Annotated in this window: 13 protein-coding genes; 11 read left to right on the forward strand and 2 right to left on the reverse strand. The window is 46.9% G+C overall.

What is annotated here, in order from left to right; translation table 11 throughout:
• Positions 1-7: 7 nt before the first annotated feature.
• From purL to proC, 3 genes are read left to right on the forward strand one after another with little or no spacing between them, the layout of a single operon-like run.
• Entirely contained in the window at positions 8-2,242 is a 2,235-nt protein-coding gene (gene purL, locus HHL16_RS19220; RefSeq protein ID WP_169426968.1) for a phosphoribosylformylglycinamidine synthase subunit PurL, read from the forward strand.
• 34 nt (positions 2,243-2,276) lie between these two features.
• Positions 2,277-3,272, forward strand: coding sequence for an ADP-glyceromanno-heptose 6-epimerase (rfaD, locus tag HHL16_RS19225; protein ID WP_169426969.1), 996 nt, complete (start codon positions 2,277-2,279; stop codon positions 3,270-3,272).
• Positions 3,273-3,283: 11 nt separating this feature from the next.
• Complete coding sequence (proC, locus tag HHL16_RS19230; protein ID WP_169426970.1) at positions 3,284-4,081, forward strand: pyrroline-5-carboxylate reductase; 798 nt, start codon at positions 3,284-3,286, stop codon at positions 4,079-4,081.
• 180 nt (positions 4,082-4,261) lie between these two features.
• On the opposite strand, the gene HHL16_RS19235 is transcribed toward proC, so the two are convergent.
• Positions 4,262-7,246: a T9SS type A sorting domain-containing protein gene (locus HHL16_RS19235; RefSeq protein WP_169426971.1), complete on the reverse strand. Its 2,985-nt coding sequence runs from the start codon at positions 7,244-7,246 to the stop codon at positions 4,262-4,264.
• Positions 7,247-7,462: 216 nt separating this feature from the next.
• Positions 7,463-7,825, reverse strand: a complete 363-nt coding sequence (locus HHL16_RS19240) for a nuclear transport factor 2 family protein (RefSeq protein WP_169426972.1) — start codon at positions 7,823-7,825, stop codon at positions 7,463-7,465.
• Between the two features lie 141 nt (positions 7,826-7,966).
• Between HHL16_RS19240 and HHL16_RS19245 the strand changes: the two genes are divergently transcribed.
• The 8 genes from HHL16_RS19245 to HHL16_RS19280 all read left to right on the forward strand — a co-directional run bounded on the left by HHL16_RS19245 (position 7,967) and on the right by HHL16_RS19280 (position 19,805).
• Positions 7,967-8,140: a hypothetical protein gene (locus tag HHL16_RS19245; protein WP_169426973.1), complete on the forward strand. Its 174-nt coding sequence runs from the start codon at positions 7,967-7,969 to the stop codon at positions 8,138-8,140.
• 273 nt (positions 8,141-8,413) lie between these two features.
• Entirely contained in the window at positions 8,414-10,069 is a 1,656-nt protein-coding gene (locus HHL16_RS19250; protein WP_169426974.1) for a CTP synthase, read from the forward strand.
• Between the two features lie 104 nt (positions 10,070-10,173).
• Entirely contained in the window at positions 10,174-11,982 is a 1,809-nt protein-coding gene (gene yidC / locus HHL16_RS19255; RefSeq protein WP_240966270.1) for a membrane protein insertase YidC, read from the forward strand.
• Positions 11,983-12,092: 110 nt separating this feature from the next.
• Positions 12,093-12,686, forward strand: a complete 594-nt coding sequence (locus tag HHL16_RS19260; protein ID WP_169426976.1) for a sigma-70 family RNA polymerase sigma factor — start codon at positions 12,093-12,095, stop codon at positions 12,684-12,686.
• Positions 12,687-12,788: 102 nt separating this feature from the next.
• Positions 12,789-14,006 carry a FecR family protein gene (locus HHL16_RS19265; protein WP_169426977.1) on the forward strand — a complete coding sequence of 406 codons (1,218 nt, stop codon included), beginning with the start codon at positions 12,789-12,791 and terminating at the stop codon, positions 14,004-14,006.
• A gap of 208 nt (positions 14,007-14,214) precedes the next feature.
• Positions 14,215-17,526, forward strand: a complete 3,312-nt coding sequence (locus HHL16_RS19270) for a SusC/RagA family TonB-linked outer membrane protein (RefSeq protein ID WP_169426978.1) — start codon at positions 14,215-14,217, stop codon at positions 17,524-17,526.
• A 16-nt stretch (positions 17,527-17,542) separates the two neighbouring features.
• Positions 17,543-18,976, forward strand: a complete 1,434-nt coding sequence (locus tag HHL16_RS19275) for a RagB/SusD family nutrient uptake outer membrane protein (protein WP_169426979.1) — start codon at positions 17,543-17,545, stop codon at positions 18,974-18,976.
• A gap of 28 nt (positions 18,977-19,004) precedes the next feature.
• Positions 19,005-19,805 (forward strand): DUF4843 domain-containing protein, encoded by an 801-nt coding sequence (locus HHL16_RS19280; RefSeq protein ID WP_169426980.1) that lies wholly within the window; start codon positions 19,005-19,007, stop codon positions 19,803-19,805.
• Positions 19,806-19,825: the final 20 nt, after the last annotated feature.

Consider the following 19,825-nt stretch of genomic DNA (forward strand, 5'->3'; position numbering starts at 1 on the left):
TCACTTCATGGAAATAACAGTTAAAACGGCGCAGCAACTGCGTTTGACAGCAGAGGAATTTGAACTGATCAAAGAAAAGTTAGGACGTACCCCCAATTTCAATGAACTATGCGCCTTCAGCGGCATGTGGAGCGAGCACTGCAGCTACAAAAACTCCATCAAATGGTTAAAAACCCTGCCTCGTGAGGGTAAAAAGATGCTCGTAAAAGCCGGCGAAGAGAATGCCGGACTGATGGACATCGGCGACAACTACGGCGTTGTATTTAAAATCGAATCACATAACCACCCTTCTGCCATCGAGCCCTTCCAGGGAGCGGCAACCGGCGTAGGTGGTATTCACCGCGATATTTTCACCATGGGCGCACGCCCCATCGCGAGCCTCAACTCACTCCGTTTCGGTAACCTTGCCGAAGCCAAGACCCAGCACCTGCTGGCAGGAGTGGTGCATGGCATCGGCCACTACGGCAACTGCTTCGGCGTTCCTACAGTGGGCGGCGAAATCTACTTTGAACAATGTTATCATACCAATCCGCTGGTGAACGCATTCAGCGCAGGGATAGTTAAGATCGGCGAAACTGTTTCCGCCACCGCTGAAGGTATCGGCAACCCCGTAATGTTTGTGGGTTCTGCTACCGGTAAAGACGGTATCGGAGGCGCCAGCTTCGCTTCTGCAGATATCACTGCAGAATCAGCACAGGATCTGCCTGCGGTGCAGGTGGGTGATCCCTTCCAGGAAAAGAAACTGCTCGAAGCCTGTCTCGAAGTGATCAAAACCGGCGCTGTGGTTGGTATGCAGGATATGGGTGCAGCAGGCATCATCTGCTCTACTGCAGAAATGAGTGCGAAAGGTGGTGTGGGTATGCGCATCGATCTCGATAAAGTTCCTACCCGCCAGCAAAACATGAAGAGCTGGGAGCTGCTGCTGAGCGAAAGCCAGGAGCGCATGCTGATGGTGGTGGAAAAAGGAAAAGAAAAACTGGTTGAAGAAGTATTCGAGAAATGGGATCTGCCTTGCTCCGTAATCGGAGAAGTAACAGGCGATGGCATGCTCAATTTCTATATGAATGGTGAGCTGGATGCAAGCCTCCCCGCAGAAGCTCTCGTACTGGGTGGCGGCGCTCCACAATACACACGCGATTACAAAGAGCCAGCTTATCTCGCTAAGGTTGCTGCATTCAATGCAGACAGCATTCAGGTTCCAACCGATCTGCGTGGTGTGGCTGAGCAGATCATCACTATTCCTAACATCGCATCCAAACGCTGGATATATGTACAATACGACAGCATGGTAGGTACCGGCAACGCTTCTACCAATGCGCCTTCCGATGCAGCTGTTGTTATTGCAAAGCCTACCAATAAAGGCCTGGCGCTTACAGTAGACTGCAACAGCCGTTATGTATTTGCAGATCCATACAAAGGAGCACAGATCGCTGTAGCGGAAGCTGCGCGTAATATCGTTTGCTCTGGTGGTGAGCCTCTGGGTGTTACCAACTGTCTCAACTTCGGAAATCCTTACGATCCTGAAGTGTACTATCAGTTTGTAAATGCCATCAAGGGTATGGGCGATGCCTGCCGTAAGTTCGATACACCTGTTACCGGCGGTAACGTATCGTTCTACAATCAGAACCCCGAAGGTCCGGTGTATCCTACACCAACTATCGGTATGGTAGGTCTGCTGGATAACGTGAACAAGAAAATGACCATGGACTTCAAGAACGAAGGCGATCATCTTTTCCTCATCGGAAAGAGCCGTGCAGATCTTGGTTCATCTGAATACCTGAACAAGGTGCAGGGCGTGGAATTCAGTCCTGCTCCGCATTTCGACCTCGAAGAAGAATTTACGCTTCAGGCGAAAGTAGCTGAGCTCATCAAAGCCGGCGTGATCGAATCTGCGCACGATGTGAGCGAAGGCGGTCTCTTCGTAACCCTGATGGAAAGCAGCTTCAACCGTAACCTCGGCTTTGCTGTAAAAGCAGCAGATGCCAGCATCCGCAAAGATGCTTACTGGTTCGGCGAAGCGCAGAGCAGGGTAGTGGTGAGCGTGTCTCCTGCAAAACTGGATGCATTCAAAAAGTCATTGGGCGGTCATGCAGCAGAAGAGCTGGGTGCTGTTACCAAAGGCGGCGTTGAAGTAGACGGAAATTTCTGGGGACCCATCAACAGCTGGAAAGAAAAATACGACAATGCCATTCACAACCTGCTCGCAGCCCACGAAGCCGAGCACGCGATGAGCGCATTGTAAGCAATACATTCCATCAGCTTAACTAAAATAAAGCATGGACAAGAATACAGCCATCGTGGTTACAGGCGCTGCCGGTTTTATCGGCAGCTGCCTTGTAGGCTTCCTGAACCACCATGGTTTCAACAACCTGATCCTCGTAGATGATTTTTCGCGCGAAGACAAATCGCATAACCTCGACGGAAAGAAATGGTCTGCAGAAGTAGATCGTGAGCAGTTCTTCGACTGGTTGAAAACGAACAGCACATCTATAGGTTTCATCTTCCATATCGGTGCAAGAACCGATACCACTGAGTTTGATTATTCCATTCACGAACGCCTCAACGTGGAGTATTCCAAAAAGATCTGGGAATACTGCACCGCCAACAACGTACCGGTAGTGTATGCTTCCTCTGCAGCCACTTACGGCAATGGCGAGTTCGGTTACGATGATAATCATGAGCTGCCATACAAACTGCAGCCGCTCAATGCCTACGGCATCTCCAAGAACGAATTCGATAAATGGGCATTGAAAGAAACAACGCAACCTCCTTTCTGGGCGGGTCTCAAATTCTTCAATGTATACGGACCGAATGAATACCACAAAGCGCGCATGGCGAGTGTGATATTCCACTCGTTCAACCAGATTGGCGCTAATGGCGTAGTGAAACTTTTCAGAAGCCACAACCCGAATTACAAAGACGGTCAGCAGCTGCGCGATTTCGTGTATGTGAAAGACGTGATCAATGTATGCTACTGGCTGATGGAACAGTGGTTCGCTCAAAACAAATTCGAAAACGGATTATACAATCTCGGCACGGGCGAAGCCCGCTCATTCGAGGCCTTGGTAAATGCCACATTCGCGGGCATTGACAGGCATCCCAAGATTGAGTATATTGATATGCCGGTAGACATCCGCGACAAATACCAGTATTTCACGGAAGCCAATATGAGCAAGCTCAGACAGGCCGGTTATTCAGCGCCATTCTATTCCCTTGAAGATGGGGTTGATGATTACGTGAGAAATTATCTGAGTACAGGGGAATACTATTAAACTGAATTGCTATGAGCAGAAAAATTGCCATCATCGGTGGCGGTAACCTCGGAACCGCTATCGCGGAAGGACTGATCAACAGCGGGTTTTCGCTTCCTGAGCATATCCTTATCACCAAGCGCAATACAAAAACGCTGCAACCGATGCTGGAGCGTGGAGTGCTGGTGAGTGATGACAATGAAGAAGCGATTCGGTTTGCAGATCTGATAATACTCGCCGTGAAACCCTTTCAGGTGAATGATCTGCTGGGCAAGCTGCAAGTTAATTTCGATCCCAATCGCCATGTACTGGTATCTGTAGTAACAGGTGTTTCAATAGAACAAATTCTCAAAGCACTCAATAAAAAACTGGCTATCATCAGAGCCATGCCGAATACGGCTATTGCGATTCAGCAAAGCATGACTTGTTTGTCTGCGCATGAAGTAAGCAAAGATCAGATCAGCTATATCGAAGATTTGTTCAATCAGCTGGGTCGTGTGGTGTGGATCGATGAGAAGCTGATGGATGCTGCTACTGTGCTTGGTGCATGTGGTACTGCGTATGCGATGCGATATATCCGTGCGAATATTCAGGGTGGTATTCAGATTGGATTTGATGCAGCAACTGCAAGTCTGATTGCAGCGCAAACTGTTCTTGGCGCAGCGGAATTATTGCTGAAAAAGGGTGCACATCCTGAGCAGGAGATCGATAAGGTAACTACGCCGAAAGGCTGCACGATTGCGGGTTTGAACGAGATGGAGCATCAGGGATTCAGTTCGTCGCTGATCAAGGGGATTGTGGCGAGTTATGATAAGATTCAGAAAGATTAGAATTAAGTCTAAATATGTTTTTCTTTGAAATAGCCGTGAGGCTATTTTTTTTTGCCCATAGGATAGATCCTAAAATTTGAATTAATTGATTTTTTGAAAGCCTGATACAACGGGTTAGGGTATCGAAATGCAAGAGGCTGGCCTATTCAAAGGCCAGCCCCTTACTTTTACTTTGTACCCTTACTTCTTCAAGAACTTCGCAGTCTGCCGATTTCCCTGCGCATCTTCTATCTCAATCAGATAAAGCGCTGCCGATAAATGAGACACCGCAATACTCACCACCTGATCATTCACTGATCTATCAGACTTGTATTTCACCTGTCCCTGCATATCTGTAATTCTGATAGATCTGATCCCTGTATTGTTTGCCGTGATATACAGTACATCATTCACAGGATTAGGCCCCACCTGAATTCCAGCTGATGTTTTCATATCCACTATCACAATATTGCTTAATTCACTATGCTCATTCAGATCTACCTGACGCAGGCGATAAAAGTTTTTTCCATGCACCGGTGATTTATCTGAATACGTGTATTGCTTTGTGGTATTGGTGTTGATGGCGCCATCCACCCATCCGATTTTTTCAAAGCGGTTTCCATCTGCACTGCGCAATACTTCAAACCCTTTGTTATTGATCTCCTGGGAAGTTGTCCAGCTAAGCTGAACTTCGTTTTTGTTTTTTACTGCTTTAAACTGTGTCAATGTAACTGGCAGCGTTTGATTTCCTCCCAGTACACCGAATTCGGAGAAGGTAGCAGTCGTGCCTTCGAGATAGAAACCTGTTGGAGTGAAACCTTGTGCAACAGCAGTGATGGCGTCGCCCTGATTGGTATTGTTGCTCATATCACAATCTTCATTGGCGCCGTTGTAGTGGCCGAGTTTCAATTGGTTTAAGCTGAGCGCAGGTTGACTGGTAGCCAGTTTGTAATCGGCGAACTCGCTGTTCTTAAAATACAATCTGATCTGAACAGGATTGGGGAAATTCCCTCCGGGATACGCCGATGAAGTGAAGTTGAAATACCGCGGCATGTATCTTTTCTTATTTACAGGATTGGTAGGAATATTGCTGCTGCCATTTCCGAAATGCCTGATAGATACAGTAACGGTACCGAGGTTATTGCCGTTGGGATTGATGCTGGCAACGATGTTGTTGTTTCCATCGGTTATATCCAGCCACTGATTTCCGGTTGCCTGGGGCAGGTCAAAACTGAAACAGTTATTGGCAGCAAATTCATAGATGCTGCTATCTGTTTTTTTCAATTCAGCTGCAAGCATGCTGCCTCCGGTACCTTCCACCAATCTGAGTTCCACTTTTGATTGTGCATTTAGTTTGCCGAGATTCACTACGTTGCAGCATCCACCGGTGTAGACTTCCACATCGTTTACACGTATCTGTATGATGTCGTCGATTGTGGTGGCAATGAATTCATATGTGCCGGCATCGAATCCTTTTCTCCGGCCAGAGAGCGTGAAGTTGTCTGCGTTTACAGGGCAACCAAGATAGCCGGGTGCAACAGAAGGCGAAAAGAATAAATACCAGTGGTTGGCTGTATTTATTTTCAATCCTGTTGCAGAGTAGTATCCACGATATTTAGCATTGGCGAGGCTTGCTTCGTTGCCATGGAAGGCGTAGAAGTTCCACGCATGGAATGCATATTGGGCGGTATCTCCGGCAATGGCAGCCACATCGATCTTTATTTCATTGCTGTACGCTGCGGCATTGGTATTGTCGGAAGCTTTTCTTCTGAACCATTTTGCAGCATTCAGAATAGGCGATTGATAGGTAGCTGCTGTTGCGGAAGGTATATTCTGCCAGCTTCCATTGGCAACAGAATCCTGCCACTGATAGGTGATGCTTGTAGGAGCGGCACCACCATAGGCGGATGTTTTGTTGGTGAACAAAGCAGGCATATCGTAATTGCAGAGAGACTGGCTGGCATCGATAGCGCCACCATTGAGGTCGGATACAGAAAATTCTATTTCCTGATAGAACCTGCTGTCGCTTATTTGCCTGAATTCCACTTCTGAGTCGGGCCCCAAAAAGCCCAGTGAGACTGTGGTATTGCAACAGTTTCCATCGGTAATGAAATTGCCGTTTACAAATATGCGTATCGGCATGGAAGTGCTTTTGAGTAGTATGGTATAATTCCCTGCCGGGAAACCTTTTCGTTTAGACACGAATGTGAAGTTGGTGTGTGCCACTGTACAGCCACGATAGCCTGCGGCTGGTTCCGGCGTTCCAAAGACGTTGAAGTCGTCGGAGGTTTTTATGTTAAGGGCCGTTCTGGAATAGTATCCTCTGTAGGATGTTCCGTTGAGATCGATGGACTTGTTGTTGTACACATAGAAGTTCCATGCATCGAGTGGAAAAACAGCGGGATCGCCTGCCTGCACGAGATCCAATTTCACTTCGTTGCTGAGAGCTACGGTGTTGTCTAAAGTTGCCTGCCTTCTGAACCAGGTGGTCTGAGAAAGCAGGGGTGGCTGATAACCTTCGCTGACGGCGCCTGCAATATCCTGCCAGGATACTCTGTCGGTTGTCTGCTGCCACTGATACACTACGCCGGGAGCGCCGGAAAATCCGGGTTCTTCACTCGATATTGCATTGGGCACGGTGGAGGCACAAATGATCTGATCGTCCTTGATCTTTCCACCTTCCGGAGCTCTGTCGATACCCACCGCATCGATCTCATTCCAGCCGATAACAGCAGGCGAGTTGATGGCTATGCGGATCCTGCTTACCGGAAAAAGAGTGGTAGGGAAGATAACTGTCATTACTCTCGGACAGCCGGATACAGCAACTGCGGTTCTTGTGAAAACCTTTTCGTACAACTGTGTATTCGGATTTAAGACATACACAGTGTCTACCGCACCAGGATTGAATATCTCATAAATGAATATCCGGTTGATAGGAGTTGGATTGCTGTATTCCAGTTCAAGAAATTCGCGCTGGCCATCAGCTGTCAGTGAAGCCCAGGCTTCTTTTATGGATGCACAGCTTTTTACGTTGGGGATACCTGTGGCCTGTTGTGCAGACCAGTCGGTACTGGTCCATTGGCTGCTGAAAGCCCTTACTCCGGATGCAAACTGCAACTGGGCTTTTGAAGTGAGTGACACAAAAAAGAGCATCACACTCCAGCAGAAAGTAAACACATACTTCATAGCGAAAGAATTAATGATTGAAAGAATTTTCAATCATCAAAGGTAGACAGGTACTCGCCTGAATATTGTGTAATGAAGGTCTGTAGCGGCTTTCGGCCGAATCAACTGTGTATTATTTTTGCCGGATTGCTGAATTCGGGCTGTGAACACCCCTATAATTTGTGAGCATTATCCATTGCAGTGCAGGTCGGTAAATCGTTGTGCTGAGAGGATGTTTTATGCAGCAGGGGTGAGCATAGTAACACAACATAACCATTTGCCATTTATCTGCACAAAAGTGCTGGCCGACCATTCGTATAAGCTGAATGGCTGTCCATCATAAGTGCCGGCGCTGGTTCCTTTGCTGATCACTACAGCAGTGCTGCCATGCAATATCACGTGGTACTCATCCGAATCCATTCTGTGATGGGTGAGTTTGCCGGATTCGATATCTGAAAGAAATGCCGCTTTGGTAGTGATGCCGTTGCTGCCGGCAATCACCCAGTCGTCTGTAATGAAAGTTGAAATGGCGGTGGCATCATTTTGAACGATGGATCGGTCCCATTGCATAAATGTTTCGATAACTGCTTGCTGGCTCATAGTTTTATTTTTTTGCTGAGCGGGCAGGGGATTGGTAAATATACGTTGTTCATCATCGCATATTTTCATGCGGTTACATAATACTAAACCGGTCTTGAAAAGCGTTTATAATGGTACAATAACCTGAACCAGTAATCAACTATGAAAACCAATAGGACAAGCCTGTTCATTCTCGCCGTTGAAATTCTGCTGATTACAACGCTCCATCTGGCAAAAAACACTGCCGCCGATCCGTCGCCTTCCATGGTAAAACAAAACTCGTACAAAGCCGTTCGCAGTTATAGTACCATCAGCCTCATTGGGTTAACGCGATAATTCCAAGCGTCATTTCTCCCCATCTTTTCCCCCTGCTGCCAACGGAATTTTTTCCGCTTGGAGATTTAATGTAGCTTTGCATGACCTCCCGGAATTATTCTTCTTTTGATTTTCCGTTGGTCAAATGGGAAATGGACTAGTCAATCAAGCAAAAAGTATAAACCAATAATGCGGACGTCGGATTCGATGTGGCGGAATTTATTTTTTGTACCTGTCCTAATCAGCCAGTTTTCCAAAACAACAGACGAATTTGTAAACAGATAACCATAGAATATGGCCAAGTATATATTTGTTACCGGAGGGGTAACTTCTTCATTAGGTAAAGGGATTATTGCAGCATCGCTGGCAAAATTGCTTCAGGCAAGAGGCCTGCGTGTAACCATTCAGAAATTCGATCCCTATATCAACGTGGATCCTGGAACGCTGAATCCGTATGAGCACGGTGAGTGTTATGTAACTGAAGACGGTGCTGAAACCGATCTCGACCTCGGACACTACGAGCGCTTCCTCAACATCTTTACCACTCAGGCCAACAACGTTACTACCGGCCGCATCTATCAGACAGTTATCAACAAAGAAAGGGAAGGAGCCTACCTCGGTAAAACCGTTCAGGTTATTCCTCATATCACAGACGAGATCAAACGCAGGATGCTGCTGCTCGGTCAGAGCAAAGAATATGATGTGATCATCACCGAGCTCGGCGGAACGGTGGGCGATATCGAGAGCCTTCCGTTTATCGAGGCGCTGCGTCAGCTGCAGTGGGAGCTTCCCGAAGAAGATACTGTGGTGGTGCACCTCACACTTATTCCTTACCTCAAAGCTGCGAAGGAACTGAAAACAAAACCAACCCAGCACAGCGTTAAAATGCTGAGCCAGGAAGGTGTTCACCCCGATATCATCGTTTGCAGAACAGAGAAACCACTTTCTCCTGAACTGCGCCGCAAAATTGCCCAGTTCTGTAATGTGAAGCCCGATGCAGTGATCGAAGCTGCCGATGCGCCTACGATCTACGAAGTGCCACTGGCCATGATGCGCGAAAAACTCGATGTGATCTGTATGAAGAAACTTCAGCTCACCGAAGCGAAGACCAAAGAACCAGATCTCAACCGCTGGAAAGAATTCCTCGACAAACTGAAATACCCCAAGAGCCAGGTTACCATTGGCCTCATTGGAAAATATATCGAGCTGCAGGATGCTTACAAATCCATCCTCGAAGCTTTTGTACATGCAGGCGCCATCAACGAATGCAAAGTGCAGGTAGTGAATGTGCACAGTGAGTTTATCACAGACGATAACGTTGCCGAGAAACTCGCCAACCTCGACGGTTTGCTGGTTGCTCCCGGTTTCGGACATCGTGGCGTGGAAGGAAAGATCACTGCCGTGAAATACGCGCGTGAGAACAATCTTCCGTTCTTCGGTATCTGTTTGGGTATGCAGATGAGCGTGATCGAATTTGCACGCGACATACTCAACCTCAAAGAAGCACACTCTACAGAAATGAATGCTGCCACTCCCGATCCGGTGATAGACCTGATGGAAGAGCAGAAGAATGTAACTGCCAAAGGCGGTACCATGCGTCTCGGAGCTTACGACTGTGAGATCAAAGAAGGCACCCTCGCTTACAGGATCTATGGCAAAACCATGATCAGCGAGCGCCACCGTCACCGCTGGGAGTTCAACAACAAATACCTCACTCAGTTTGAAGCTGCCGGAATGGTGGCCAGCGGTAAAAACCCTGCGAGCGGACTGGTAGAGATCGTAGAACTTCCCAAACATCCTTACTTCATCGGCGTGCAATACCACCCTGAGCTGAAAAGCACGGTGGAAAACCCGCATCCGCTGTTTGTAAGCTTCATCGCAGCTGCCAAAGAATACACCGAAAAGAAGAATGCGGTTAAGAACCCTCAGATGCAGGGTGAAATGATCTAATCTAACATACTGGTTCTCCGGCAGTTGGCGCTTCACCGAAAAGCTGACTGCCGGGAGGCCAAAACCCCTATCTTTGCTCCCTCAAAATTGATAGTATAATGAATATGGACCGCAATACGGTGATTGGCTTTGTGTTATTAGCCGTATTATTATTTGTGTACCTGTTTACTTCCACCAAAAATTCACAGCAGGCGCAACTCGCCAAACAGCGTTTTGAAGACTCTGTTGCGCTGGTGAAATTCAAAGCTGATTCCATTGCTGCGCTGAAAGACGCTGCAACTAAAACAGCTGCATACGACTCAACCGTTCAAACTCCTCAGACCGAGGCGCTGACCGTTGTTGAGAACGAAGTACTCAAAATCACTTTCACCAACAAAGGTGGAAGACCCGCAAAAGTTGAACTCAAAAATTACAAATCTTACGACAGCTCACTCGTTGTGCTCAACGGCAGTAGCTTCGATAAGATCTCATATGGTGTGAATGTGGCGCCCAATCAGGCATCACAAACTGCCGAACTGTATTTCTCTGCAGGCACTGTAGCTAAAAACGCAGACGGTTCACAGACCGTTGCTTTTACGTTACCAACCGTTAACGGAACTGTTCAGCATACTTTCGTTGTGAAGCCCAACGCTTATATGATCGACTGGAACGTACAGCTGAACGGTGCAGACAAACTGCTTACTCAGAACACCATCAACCTCACCTGGCAGTCCAAGCCAATGCAGCATGAGAGTGATCTGAGATACGAGCGCCAGATGTCGAATATCTGTTTCTACGAAGACAACAGTTTCGACTACATCATGGCCAAAACAGAAAAGAAATTCGAGAAGCCAGTAGAGTGGGTGAGTGTTGCACAGCAATTCTTCAACATCACACTGGTGAGCAAGAACAAGTTCTCTGCCGGTGAGATCAACTGGTTCCGCACTACAACAGACGATACAAAAGAACTCGCTCAGGTAACAACTACGCTGCAAAGCAAACTGCCCATTGGCGCAGTAGCTACATTGCCGATGCAGTTGTATTTCGGACCTACCGATTACAAAGTGCTGAAAGCGCAGGATGCTCCTGAGATGGATAAGATCGTGAACCTGGGCCGCGATATGTATGCCTTCGTTCGTCCGATCAACAAATACATCATTATGCCGGTGTTCAACTTCTTCGGAAGTTTCCTCGGCAGCTTCGGTCTGGTGATTGCATTGCTGACGCTCTGTATTCGTCTGATCACTTCTCCGCTGGTGTACACCAGCTATCTGAGCGGCGCCAAAATGAAAGCATTGCGTCCTGAGATCGAGAAGATGAAAGCACGTCTCGGTGGTGATCAGCAGGCAGTAGGCATGGAGCAGATGAAACTCTTCCGCGAAGCGGGTGTAAATCCGTTGGGAGGATGTATCCCTGCACTGTTGCAGATCCCGATCTTCTTTGCATTGTATAGTTTCTTCAACTCCAACATCGCACTGCGCGGACAGGAGTTCCTCTGGGCCGATAACCTCGCTTCTTACGATATACTGTTCCATTGGAAAACGTATATCTGGGGCGTAGGAACGCATATCAGTCTGTTCACCATCACAGCGGTGTTGACCAGCTTCCTGATCTCTATCTACAATATGAACATGACTCCGGATCAGGGCAACCCGATGCTGAAGTACATGCCGTATATCTTCCCGTTTGTGTTGTTCTTTGTGTTCAACGGATTACCGGCGGCGTTAACATGGTACTACACCGTGTCTAACCTTATTACACTGGCATTGCAGTGGGTGATTCAGAACTACATCATCGATCACGACAAAATTCTGGCGAAGATCGAAGAGAACAGAAAGAAGCCTAAAACGCAAAGCAAATGGCAGGAGCGTCTGAGCCAGATGCAGGAACAACAGAAGAAAATGCAGGAAGAGAAAGCGAAACAAAGGAAATAAGTTTTAGAACAGAATATATTCCGGAAAGGTGTGCCATTTGGCGCACCTTTTTACTTATTGCCTTTCCATCGAATTGTATATTTTAGCAGAATAATGTCTGAACTAACCGCTTGACTCTTCCTTCTTCATATCAGCATGATCTTTATCTGCGGGTTGCTTCCGGAAATGAATGTGCATTCAGGGAGTTGTTTGAACTCTATGTGCCACGCCTGCAGGCAATGATCACCCGTATCACCGGTTCTGCAACTGTTGCAGATGATCTTGTTCAGGAAGCATTTCTGAAGATCTGGGTGGCGCGTGATCAGATGACCAACCTGCATAATCCTGGTGCATGGATCATGAAAATCGGATTTTATCAGGCATTGAATTTTCAACGAAGGCAAAAACTGCATCAGCAGGTGATCCGTGAAGTGCATTACAATCACGAAGAGAAATTGCATGGCATAACAGGCAATGAAACCATCGATTTTCAGCAGTTGCTTCACCTTGTGAATAAGGCTGTACAAAGCCTGCCGGAGAAACAAAAGCAGATCTATCGCATGAGCCGCGAGCAGGGGCTCACTATTTCTGAGATCGCTGCTGAAATGAACCTGGCTGTGAGTACCGTTAAGAACCTGCTGGTAATGGCATTGAAATCTATCAGGGAAACATTGCAGCAGTCTGGCCATTTGGGATGGCTGATTGCCTTCTTCCACCTTCTCTAAAAAAATCTTTCCTTTTTTCGGTACTGTTCCATCTCCCGTTTGTCTGGTAATAACAGACCGGAAGTTTTTCCGGCTACCGATCAATAACACCAAACCATTACTGTGGAGCTCAATACAAGACTGCATTATTTACTGGATCAGCTTTCATCGCAATCTGCCACCATCGCAGAGATGGACGAACTGAAGTTATTGCTTGAGCAGGATGATACTGATCAATCCATCGGATATGCAGAAGATCAGTTAGTGATGAATACCCCGTTCGACCCTGTGCCTTTCAACAGAGAGAAGTGGATGCAGGTAGCGGATATGATCATCAATGCAGACAAGGTTAGTGCAGTGAACAATGAACCAACGGTGCTGCAAACCCGGAAATTCTTCATCGGATGGCGAGGCATCCGCCGAATAGCAGCAGCTGCCATACTGCTTGCTGTCCTTTCAACTTTTTACTGGTTGATGAACCGGCATTCAGCCCGGCCAACAATTGTAAAAGTGTCTGCTGAGAATAAGGTGGAGCCGGGCAGAAGCGGCGCTAAGCTTACACTGGCCGACGGCAGCATTCTGGTACTGGACAGTGCCGGGAACGGAGTGGTTGCACAACAAAAAGGAACAAGTGTACTGCTGCATAATGGCAGTTTACGATATGATGCTGCGCTGGCATCGCAGGCTGCACTCAATACGCTCGAAACTCCCCGTGGCAGACAATTTCATGTGCAACTGCCCGATGGCACAAGAGTTTGGCTCAACTCAGGCAGTTCTATTACGTATCCCACTTTCTTCACGGGCCCCGAACGACGCGTGAGCATGAAAGGTGAAGCCTATTTCGATGTAGCAAAGAATGCTGCCAAACCCTTTCGTGTATCAGTAACTGACGAAGCCGAAGTGAATGTTTTGGGCACTCAATTCAATGTGAATGCCTACAAGGATGATGGAAGCATCAATACCACACTGATTGAAGGAGCAGTGGAGTTGCAGAAGATAACCGGTAAACCCGGAGAAAATTTTTCAAAACATGCGTTGAAACTGAAACCTGGGCAGCAGGCAAAGCTGACAGATGAATTGCAGCTGGTCAGCAATCCCGATATCAGTAAAGTACTTGCCTGGAAGAATGGACTCTTCAATTTTGAAGGTGCTACCCTTATCGAAGCTATGAAACAGCTGGAACGCTGGTACGATATAGAAGTGATTTATCCTGCAAAGATCCCTGACTTTACCTTCTTCGGAGAATTGAGCCAATCTACCTCCATGGAAGGTATGATCCGCGCATTGGAAAAGTCAGGTCTTCATTTCAGAATGGATGGGAGAAAACTGATCATCGAATGATCTGAGAAAACGATATAAAAAAACCGGAAGTGATTGGAGCCACTGCCGGTAAGTTCAGTTACTGTAATATTTCGCTTAGAGAACGATTTACTAACAACCAAACCAAATGCAAATTATGGAAAAAAATCCTTCCCGGGATGGAAGGACAGCTATTGTCCTGACCAGACGATGGCTGTGTAATCCCCTATTCACCAAAACTCTGCTGGTAATGAAATTGACCGCATTACTATTCACTGTAGCATTGACGGCAGCGCATGCCTCAGGTCATTCGCAACAGGTGAGCTACACCGGAAAAGATGTGCCGCTAAAACAGCTATTCCGTGTGATCAAAGAACAGACCGGCTATACGGTATTCGGAAATGCCCGATTATTGCGGGATGCAAAGAACGTTACCGTCAATGCCCGGAATGTGAACCTCACAGACTTCATGAAGCTGATCCTCGATGAACAGGCGATCGGCTTTGTGATCGATGGAAAGAATATTCTGCTCGAACTGAAAAGGACCATCAGGCCAGAGCTGCTTCCTGTACAGCGTTTATCCCTGGAGGCAGACAGCATCGTTCTTACGGGAAAAGTAACCGATTCTGCCGGTCTTCCTCTCAGCGGCGCAACCATTGCTTCCAAAGGAAACAAAAAGCGCATAGTAGCTACCGATAGTAAAGGAAATTTTTCCATCAGGGTAAGCCTGGGAGAAATGCTTCAGATCAGTTTTATCGGATATGTTACCAGAGAAGTTAAGGTAAGTTCTCAGGGTCCGCTGCTCATTGCATTGGTTGCCGATGAGAAGGCGATGGACAAAGTGGTGGTAACCGGAATGATGGAGCGCAGAAAAGAAAGTTTCACCGGAGCTGCTGCTTCGTACAGTGGCGATAAGCTGAAATCGATAGGGAACCTCAATGTATTGCAAAGCCTGCGTTCGTTAGACCCTTCATTTGTATTCATCGATAATAATCTGGCAGGCTCCAATCCCAATACCCTTCCGGTAATTGAACTGCGCGGGCAAACGAGCATTTCCACCGCCACTGTCAGAGATAAATTCACCAACGATCCCAACCAGCCGCTTTTTATCCTCGATGGCTTTGAAACATCACTCAAAACCATCGCCGACCTCGACATGAATACGGTTGCCTCTGTTACCATTCTCAAAGATGCTGCTTCTACTGCCATGTACGGTTCCAGGGCCTCCAACGGAGTGGTGGTGGTGGAAACCAAAAAACCGGTACCCGGAAAAGTAAGGCTCAGTTATACATCGGACCTCCGGCTTGAGCTTCCGGATCTTTCGAGTTACAATATGATGAATGCAAAAGAGAAACTGGAGTTCGAGAAATTATCCGGTGCTTATGATGATACAAGGGATATTTCAGATCGTCAGCTGGTGCTCGACAGCCTGTATAGTTACAGGTTGCAGGAAGTACTGCGGGGCGTGAACACGTATTGGATGAGCAAGCCGTTGCGTACTGGTTTTTCGCACCGTCATTCACTGAATGCAACTGGTGGCGATAATATTGTCAGATACGAGATCGGTGCAAATGTGCGCAGCAACAATGCCACTATGATCGGATCGGAGAAGAAAGACTGGGGCGCCAATCTGGGGATCACCTTCCGGAAAAAAAATGTGAATGTCTCCAACAGGATCTATCTCAGCGGATCACAGGAAAAAGAATCTCCCTACGGTAAGTTCTCCAGCTGGGTAAATACCAATCCTTATTATCGGCCACTGTCGTCAGATAATATGTTCCTTGAACGTTTCATTACGGCTGATGCCAGTGTTTACAGTCAGGTAACCAATCCATTCTACAATGCAAGTCTGCCCAGTTTCGATAAAACCAAAACATTTGCGCTGCAGAACAACTTTCAGATGACCATCGATCTCAGCCGTTCGCTGCGGTTTCAGACCAATGCCCAGATCATGAAGACAACGGCAGATCAGAACATCTTTTTATCTCCGCTTCATACATCTTTCAAAGACGAATCGGACCCTGTTAAAAGAGGTTCCCTCGATTTTAAATCGATCGACAGATTCAGTTATACAGTGAATGCCTCTCTTACCTTCTTCAGGTATTTCGGGCAGGTGCATAATCTGAATGCTTTTGTAAGAACGGAAGCATCGGAGAACACAGATAAGAGAAATGGCTATGTTGCCGTGGGCTTCCCTAATTCCGGCAACGGCAATCCGGCTTTTGCGTACGGATACCAGTCGGGCAGTGCGCCTGCTGCCAGCAGCGTCATCAGCAGAAGGGCATCTTTTGTGGGAACAGTGAATTATTCTTATGATAACCGTTACAATGCAGACTTCACAGCCAGCATGGATGGTTCTACTTCTTTCGGGGCCAGTCATCGTTTTTCTCCTTTCTATTCAGGAGGTCTGAGCTGGAACCTGCACAATGAAAGGTTCCTGAAAAGATATCCTCACCTGTCTACCCTGCGGCTGAGGGGCAATATGGGCCTTACCGGCAACCAGAATTTTTCGATGATCATCAGTGATCCGGTATACAAGTATTTCCCCAATATCAACAGTAACGGACAGGGAGTTTTTCTGTCTGCTCTGGGAAGTCCGGACCTTAAATGGCAGAATACCCTGCAAACCAGTCTGGGGATGGATCTTGGATTATGGAACAACCGCCTCACACTTCAGTTGAATGCTTATGAGAAGCTCACAGATCCGCAGATAGTGTCCATCACTTTACCTTCTTCAACTGGTTTGAATAACTATCCGTTCAATGTAGGGCAGTCGCGCGTTCGCGGATGGGAAGGAACGCTCAGTTATGCTCCCGTGTTCAGGCCCGGGGTATTTGTATGGAATATCAGTGTAAGTGGCGCCGGTCTTACACAGCGGTATGATAAATTCAATAACAGTCTGCTGGGGTTGAATAAAGAATTGAAAGAAAGCAAGGCCCTGACCCGTTTCATGGATGGATACAGCGTTTATGATATCTGGGCTGTGAAATCGCTCGGCATCGACCCCGCAACCGGCAGAGAAGTATTGCTGAAAAAGAACGGCCAGCAGACTTTCGTGTATGATGCAGCAGACATCGATGTGGTGGGCAGCAGCAGGCCGGGGGTAGAAGGAGTGATCTCATCCTCCGTAAATTTCAAAGGATTTTCTCTGGGCTTTTACTTCAGGTACATTCTCAACAGAGGATGGTTCAATCAGGCCCTGTATCAGAAGGTGGAGAACATATCTTATGCTTCACTCGCATACAATCAGGATAAACGGGCATTGTACGATCGCTGGAAACAACCGGGCGATCAAACTGAATTCAAAGCCATCTCTGCTACCAGCACAACTCCGATCACTTCAAGGTTCATTCAAACAGAGAATTCTCTTTCCGGTGAATCTGTTTCTATGGGATACGAATTCAAATCAGGCCGCTGGCTCGATAAGGCAGGGCTCTCCATGCTCAGTATCCAGTTGGTGAGCAATCAGCTCTTTTATTGGTCGGGTATCCAAGCAGAGCGCGGCATTGAATATCCTTTTGCACGTTCCATATCCGCCAGTATCAGGGCTTCATTCAAATAATTTCCAAACAAGAGCAATGAAATATATCACCTATACATTACTGTTTATTTGCTTTCTGATGGCTTCGTGCAGCAAGTGGCTGGATGTTAAACCTGAGGACCGTACTACAGAAGACCAGTTGCTTTCCACACCACAGGGGTTTGCAGACGTTGCAAATGGTTTCTATATCAGAAACGGCAGCAATGAACTTTACGGCAGAAACCTCACCATGACCACCATGGACATTCTTGCGCAATTATATCTTGTCAGCTCGCAGAATAAGGAATATGCAATTGCCAATTTCAATTACGCAGATGGCAATGCCCGGGATTTTATCTCAAATACATGGGGGGCATTATATACGCAGATTGCCAATGTGAACAAATTCATCCAGAGCCTCGACCAGTACGGTAACCGGATTTCTGAAACACTCAAAGGCCGGTATCTGGGAGAAGCTTACGGACTGCGTGCCTTCTATTATCTAGATCTGGTAAGGATGTTCACACCAAAGTATACTTCGCCCGATTCTGTAAACAAAGTGATTCCCTATTACGATAAGATAACACCGGATATCCGTTCGTATACGGCCACCAATGATATTATGCAGCAAATTCTGAACGATCTGAAAACTGCTGAAGAACTGTTGCTGAAAAATGATGCGGCTGTAAGTCAGAGCAGGGTTAGTGCAGAGACCACTGGTCCGGACAATAGTCGCACAAAGCGCAACTACTTTATGAATTATTATGCCGTGCGCGCACTCAAAGCACGCGCTTATCTGTGGATGGGTAAAACTGCCGATGCACTGGAAGAAGCGAAATTCCTGATCAGTGTGCAGCCGAAGTTCAGATGGATCTTACCGGCAGACCTCAGCACACCTTCTACCTGCAACAAGATATTCTCTACCGAACTGATCTTTGCAGTGGAGAACCCGATATTGAATGATGTGTTCAATGCAAAGTTCAGTCCCACTTTGTTCGATGCTGATATTCTGGCGCCGAATATCAGCGGCACTTTCATCAACAACACCGTATTTGAAGGATCTCCGCTCGATTACAGGAGTCAATACAGCTGGAAGGTAGCCGGCAGACCATTCCCTACTTTCTTCAAATATCAGGATTTACCAAGCAGTGGACTGGCAGCCAACAGAACAGTGCCCTTGATCAGGATGGGAGAAATGTACCTCATAGCTGCGGAGTGTGAACCCGATCTTCCTTCAGCTATTGGTTACCTCAATGAACTGAAAGGCCATCGCAATACAAACCCGCTATCGCCTTCTTCCACCACTGCGCAATTAACGCAGGCGATCCTGAAAGAATACAGGAAGGAATTCTATGGAGAAGGACAGCTTTTCTTTTTCTACAAGAGAACCGGTGCTACTTCCATCATTGCTGCCAAAAACAATGGTTCAATGGCGATCAATGCAGCAAACTATACTTTCCCTGTTCCTTTTTCAGAAACAGATCCCCGATAATATTTTTCATCCTGAAAAAAAGAAACTCATGAAATATTCATTTGTTTACCTGGCTGGCTTCTTTTTCTGCCTGCTTACTGCCTGCAAAAAAGACAGACTACAGGTGTATGATGATGAGGCTTCCGGCAACAGTATCTACTTCCCGCTTGCTGAAAGCACCAATCAGCTCAGTTACTCATTTGGTTATGATAAATCAGCTGTAACTCAAACCACCCTGAGAGTAGTGATACGCGCCATTGGAGCACCCAAAGATTTCGACAGACCTTACAAACTGGTGATTGCAGACAGCAGCACCATGAAAAAAGAGGTGGACTATAAAATACTCAATACAGAAACCAGTATCAGAAAAGGAAAAGTAGCAGACACTATTCTGATTCAATTGAACAGAACACCAGTATTGAAAACAGCACCTGTTTTTCTGTATCTCCAGTTGCAACCGAATGAACATTTTGAAAACAATATGCTTACCAGAACAGTGATCACTGCCGGTACAGTAACGGAATATCATTTCAACCGTTTGCAGATCAGTTCGGATGATATTGCGGGACCTCCTCCTTTCTGGATGGAAAAAAGCCCTTATTACAGCTGGACCTTTAATTATCTCGGCACTTTCAGCTCATTGAAATTTCAGTTACTGATCAACCGTTTCAATCTGAAGGTAGAAGAAGTGGTATCGCCAAACTGGTTCACCACCGGTGGAAATTATTATCGCCTGTCTGGTTGGGGATTTGGCATGCAGGCCTGGCTCAACAGGATGGAAGCAGAAAATAATACCGTGTATGAGGCGGATGGCGTAACAAAAATGAAAATGGGCGCCGGTGTTCAATAGTTCTTCAACATTTATCAAAC

The organism is Pseudoflavitalea sp. G-6-1-2 (assembly GCF_012927185.1).
Classification (GTDB): domain Bacteria; phylum Bacteroidota; class Bacteroidia; order Chitinophagales; family Chitinophagaceae; genus Pseudobacter.

Excerpts from the sequence above, each read along its gene's own strand:
- purL (WP_169426968.1), top strand. The coding sequence starts at position 8 with ATGGAAATAACAGTTAAAACGGCGCAGCAACTGCGTTTGACAGCAGAG.
- rfaD (WP_169426969.1), top strand. The coding sequence starts at position 2,277 with ATGGACAAGAATACAGCCATCGTGGTTACAGGCGCTGCCGGTTTTATC.
- proC (WP_169426970.1), top strand. The coding sequence starts at position 3,284 with ATGAGCAGAAAAATTGCCATCATCGGTGGCGGTAACCTCGGAACCGCT.
- HHL16_RS19235 (WP_169426971.1), bottom strand. The coding sequence starts at position 7,246 with ATGAAGTATGTGTTTACTTTCTGCTGGAGTGTGATGCTCTTTTTTGTG.
- HHL16_RS19240 (WP_169426972.1), bottom strand. The coding sequence starts at position 7,825 with ATGAGCCAGCAAGCAGTTATCGAAACATTTATGCAATGGGACCGATCC.
- HHL16_RS19245 (WP_169426973.1), top strand. The coding sequence starts at position 7,967 with ATGAAAACCAATAGGACAAGCCTGTTCATTCTCGCCGTTGAAATTCTG.
- HHL16_RS19250 (WP_169426974.1), top strand. The coding sequence starts at position 8,414 with ATGGCCAAGTATATATTTGTTACCGGAGGGGTAACTTCTTCATTAGGT.
- yidC (WP_240966270.1), top strand. The coding sequence starts at position 10,174 with ATGGACCGCAATACGGTGATTGGCTTTGTGTTATTAGCCGTATTATTA.
- HHL16_RS19270 (WP_169426978.1), top strand. The coding sequence starts at position 14,215 with ATGAAATTGACCGCATTACTATTCACTGTAGCATTGACGGCAGCGCAT.
- HHL16_RS19275 (WP_169426979.1), top strand. The coding sequence starts at position 17,543 with ATGAAATATATCACCTATACATTACTGTTTATTTGCTTTCTGATGGCT.
- HHL16_RS19280 (WP_169426980.1), top strand. The coding sequence starts at position 19,005 with ATGAAATATTCATTTGTTTACCTGGCTGGCTTCTTTTTCTGCCTGCTT.